At 70.5% G+C, this 3,903-nt stretch carries 3 protein-coding genes; 1 reads left to right on the forward strand and 2 read right to left on the reverse strand.

The features are described from left to right. Positions 1 to 28: 28 nt before the first annotated feature. Entirely contained in the window at positions 29 to 1,246 is a 1,218-nt protein-coding gene (locus ACWDU1_RS30400) for an RtcB family protein (protein ID WP_450003739.1), read from the reverse strand. Positions 1,247 to 1,539: 293 nt separating this feature from the next. Continuing rightward, positions 1,540 to 2,403 (reverse strand): ribokinase, encoded by an 864-nt coding sequence (locus ACWDU1_RS30405; protein WP_450003741.1) that lies wholly within the window; start codon positions 2,401 to 2,403, stop codon positions 1,540 to 1,542. A gap of 64 nt (positions 2,404 to 2,467) precedes the next feature. Between ACWDU1_RS30405 and ACWDU1_RS30410 the strand changes: the two genes are divergently transcribed. After that, positions 2,468 to 3,805 carry a glutamate-5-semialdehyde dehydrogenase gene (locus ACWDU1_RS30410; protein WP_450003743.1) on the forward strand — a complete coding sequence of 446 codons (1,338 nt, stop codon included), beginning with the start codon at positions 2,468 to 2,470 and terminating at the stop codon, positions 3,803 to 3,805. Positions 3,806 to 3,903 lie beyond the last annotated feature (98 nt).

The following is a 3,903-nucleotide window of genomic DNA, read 5'->3' on the forward strand; positions in this document are numbered from 1 at the left end:
GCCGGGCGCGAGCCCGGCCCACCGTCGGTCAACCCTTCACGCAGAGCACCTGACGCAGTGTCGCCACCACATCGACCAGATCGCGCTGCGCGTCGATCACCTCGTCGATGTTCTTGTACGCGGCCGGGATCTCGTCGAGCACGCCCGCATCCTTCCGCGACTCCACGCCCTCGGTCTGGGCCACCAGATCCGCGACGCTGAACTGCCGCTTCGCCGCGTTACGGCTCATCCGGCGACCCGCCCCATGGGACGCGGACATGAACGAATCCGGATTGCCCTTACCGCGCACCACATAGGAGCGGGTCCCCATCGAGCCCGGGATCAGCGCCATATCGCCCGGGCCGGCCCGGACCGCGCCCTTACGGGTCACGAGCATGGGTGCGCCGTCGATCTTCTCCTCCGCCACATAGTTGTGGTGACATGAGATCGGCGTGTCGAAACCTACTTCGCGCGTGGGGAACTGCTGGCGTACGGCCCCGCACACCAGCGCCAGCATGACCGCGCGGTTGCGGGCCGCGTACTCCTGCGCCCAGGTCAGGTCGTGCCGGTAGGCGGCCATCTCCGGGGTGTTCGCCAGGAACACTGCCAGATCGCGGTCGACCAGGTTCTGGTTGTGCGGCAGCTTGCGGGCCACCGCCATATGCCGTTCCGCGATCTCCTTGCCGATATTGCGGCTCCCAGAGTGCAGCAGAATCCACACCTGGTCGTCCTGGTCCAGGCACACCTCGATGAAGTGGTTGCCCGAGCCCAGCGAACCCAGCTGCTTGTGCGCCTTGGACTCCCGGGGTGCCACCGCCTGGTCGAGGTCGCCGAAGGCCGACCAGAACCGGTCCCAGCCGGTGCGCAGGGTCGCGGTGGCGAATCCGGACGGGCCGGGCGCGAGCTTGTTCACCTGGACAGGATTCTGGTGGGCCGCGAAACCCACGGGTACCGCGGCCTCGATCGCCGAGCGCAACGCCCGCAGATCATCGGGGAGGTCCGCCGCGGTGAGGTCGGTGCGCACGCTCTCCATACCGCAGCCGATATCCACCCCGACCGCCGCCGGGGCGACCGCGTCGCGCATGGCGATCACGGACCCGACCGTGGCACCTTTCCCGAGGTGCACATCCGGCATGACGCGGACGCCGTGGACCCATTCCAGCCGGGCGATATTGCGCAGCTGTTGCAGCGCTCCGGCGTCGATCTCGTTCTCGTGGGCCCACATCAACGTCCGTGCCCGGGTTCCGGACAGCTCGACGGGAAACATCGTTTCGATCCTCTCCTACGCGGCGAACCGATGCCCGCCGCCCGCTTTTCACGGTAGGCCGCGGGGCGAGGGACGGCATTCGAATTTCCGGTCGTGACGAGTGGCCGGCGACCGATCCGCAGCCTCTCCGAGATCGGCTTGTGTGGCACACAGGCCAGGTCACCGGCCGCGTACAGGTCCGGCAGCCATGGGAGCTGCCGGTTCAGATGTGCGGGCCCGGCCGGGATGCGTGGTCGGGCCCGCTGACCGCTGGTCCGGCCACGAGGTGCGAAACGCTCGGCGTGCAGACCCCGTCAGCGCGACAGGGCGGCGTCGATTTCCGCCCGCCACGGGATCGAGGCGCTGGCACCGAGCGCGGTGGTGGCGAGCGAACCCGCGACGCAGGCGAACCGCAGTGCCGCGGCCGGACCCGCGGACCACCGGGCGGCCAGCGCGCCGGTGAACGTATCGCCCGCTCCCGTGGTGTCGACCACCTCGACCCGCGGGCCCGCGACGGTCGTCTCCGTCCCGTCCGGGCCGCGATACCGAGCTCCGTCGGCACCGAGTGTCACCACGAGATGCGGCACCGGGTCGAGGTCGCCGCCCAGGTGCGCGGCCTCGTCGCGGTTCACCACCGCGATATCCACCAGTGCCCACAGGTCCGGCGCGAGGCGCTGAACCGGGGACGGGTTGAGCATCACGGTGGTGCCGTGGGCGCGGGCGTGGGCGGCGGCCGCCGCGACCGTCGGCACCGGGACCTCCAGCTGGCACAGCAAAATATCGGCGGCGGCGATCGCCTCGAGATCGGCCGGGGTCGGATCGGTCATACCGGCATTGGCGCCGCCCACCACGATGATGGAGTTCTCGCCGGTCGCGTCCACCACGATCGACGCGATACCGCTGGGGCCGTCGAGGGTGCGCAGTCCGGTGGTGTCCACCCCGGATTCGGTGAGTACCGCGCGCAGCCGCGGCGCGAACACATCGGTGCCGATCGCCCCCAGGAACAGCACATGCCCGCCCGCCCGGCTCGCGGCGATCGCCTGATTGGCGCCCTTACCGCCGGGCACCATCGTGAAACCGTGGCCGAGCACCGTCTCGCCGGGCGCGGGCCGCCGGCCGGTGGTGGTCACCAGATCCATGTTGATACTGCCGAGAACGGCGATCAGGGGAGTGCTCACGAGGGAGAACCTAACCCGCCACGGCCCGGCGAAACCGCTTTTCGGGGTGGGTAGGCTGGAGGCCATGACGGCCGAGAACACCGCTGTGTCCGAGAACGCTGTGCCTGCCGGGGCCTACCCGGCCGTGCCTGCCGGAGCCCCGGCCGTGGACCCGGAGACCTTCGATACGCGAGAGGCCGTGCACAGCGCGGCACGCCGCGCCCGGGTCGCATCGCGAGTGCTCGCCCAGCTCACCACCGACCGCAAGAACGAGGCACTGCACGCCGCCGCGGACGCGCTGCTGGCCGCCGCCGACACGGTGCTCGAGGCCAACGGCGAGGATCTGGTCGCCGCGACAACCGCCGGTACCGAGGATTCCCTGCTGGACCGGCTGCGGCTCACCAAGGACCGGATCGACGGTATCGCCTCCGGGCTGCGCCAGGTGGCCGGTCTGCCCGATCCGGTCGGCGTGGTCGAACGTGGTTCGACCCTGCCCAACGGGTTGGAGATCCGGCAGGTCCGGGTACCGCTCGGCGTGGTCGGAATGGTGTACGAGGCCCGTCCCAATGTCACCGTCGACGCGTTCGGGCTCGCCCTGAAATCCGGGAACGCGGCACTGCTGCGCGGTTCGTCCTCGGCGGCACGGTCCAACGCGGCACTGGTCGAGGTGCTTCGCACCGCGCTCACGTCGGTGGACCTGCCGGCCGACGCCGTCCAGCTGCTGCCCAGCCGGGACCGCTCCAGCGTCACCCACCTGATCCAGGCCCGGGGCCTGGTCGATGTGGTGATCCCGCGCGGCGGCGCCGGCCTGATCAATGCCGTGGTCCGCGACGCCCAGGTGCCGACCATCGAAACCGGTACCGGTAACTGCCATGTCTATGTGCACGCGGCCGCCGACCTCGAGATGGCCGAGCGGATCCTGATCAACGCCAAGACCCGCCGCCCCAGCGTGTGCAACGCCGCCGAAACGGTCCTCATCGACGCCGCCGTCGCCGACACCGCGCTGCCCCGGCTGGCGAAGGCGCTCGAAGCCAAGGGCGTCACCCTGCACGGTGACCTGGAAGGGATGGTCCCCGCCACCGACGCGGACTGGGCCGAGGAGTACCTGACCCTCGATATCGCGGTGAAGATCGTCGACGACCTCGACGCCGCCGTCGAGCACATCAACACCTGGGGCACCGGGCACACCGAGGCCATCGTCACCGGTGAACTGGCCGCCGCCGACGAATTCACGCGCCGGGTCGACGCCGCCGCGGTCATGGTCAACGCCTCCACCGCCTTCACCGACGGCGAGCAGTTCGGCTTCGGCGCCGAGATCGGCATCTCCACCCAGAAACTGCACGCCCGCGGCCCGATGGGCCTGCCGGAACTCACCTCGTCGAAGTGGGTCGTCCGGGGATCGGGCCAGATCCGCGCTGTGTAGTCTGCGCCGCCTCCGGCGGCGCGGGGTTGCGGGCCCCCCCCGCCCCCGGGTAGGAGATAGGAACACAGGGGGGGGGGGGAAGAAGTGGGTGGAGTGGG

The organism is Nocardia sp. NPDC003345 (assembly GCF_053589395.1).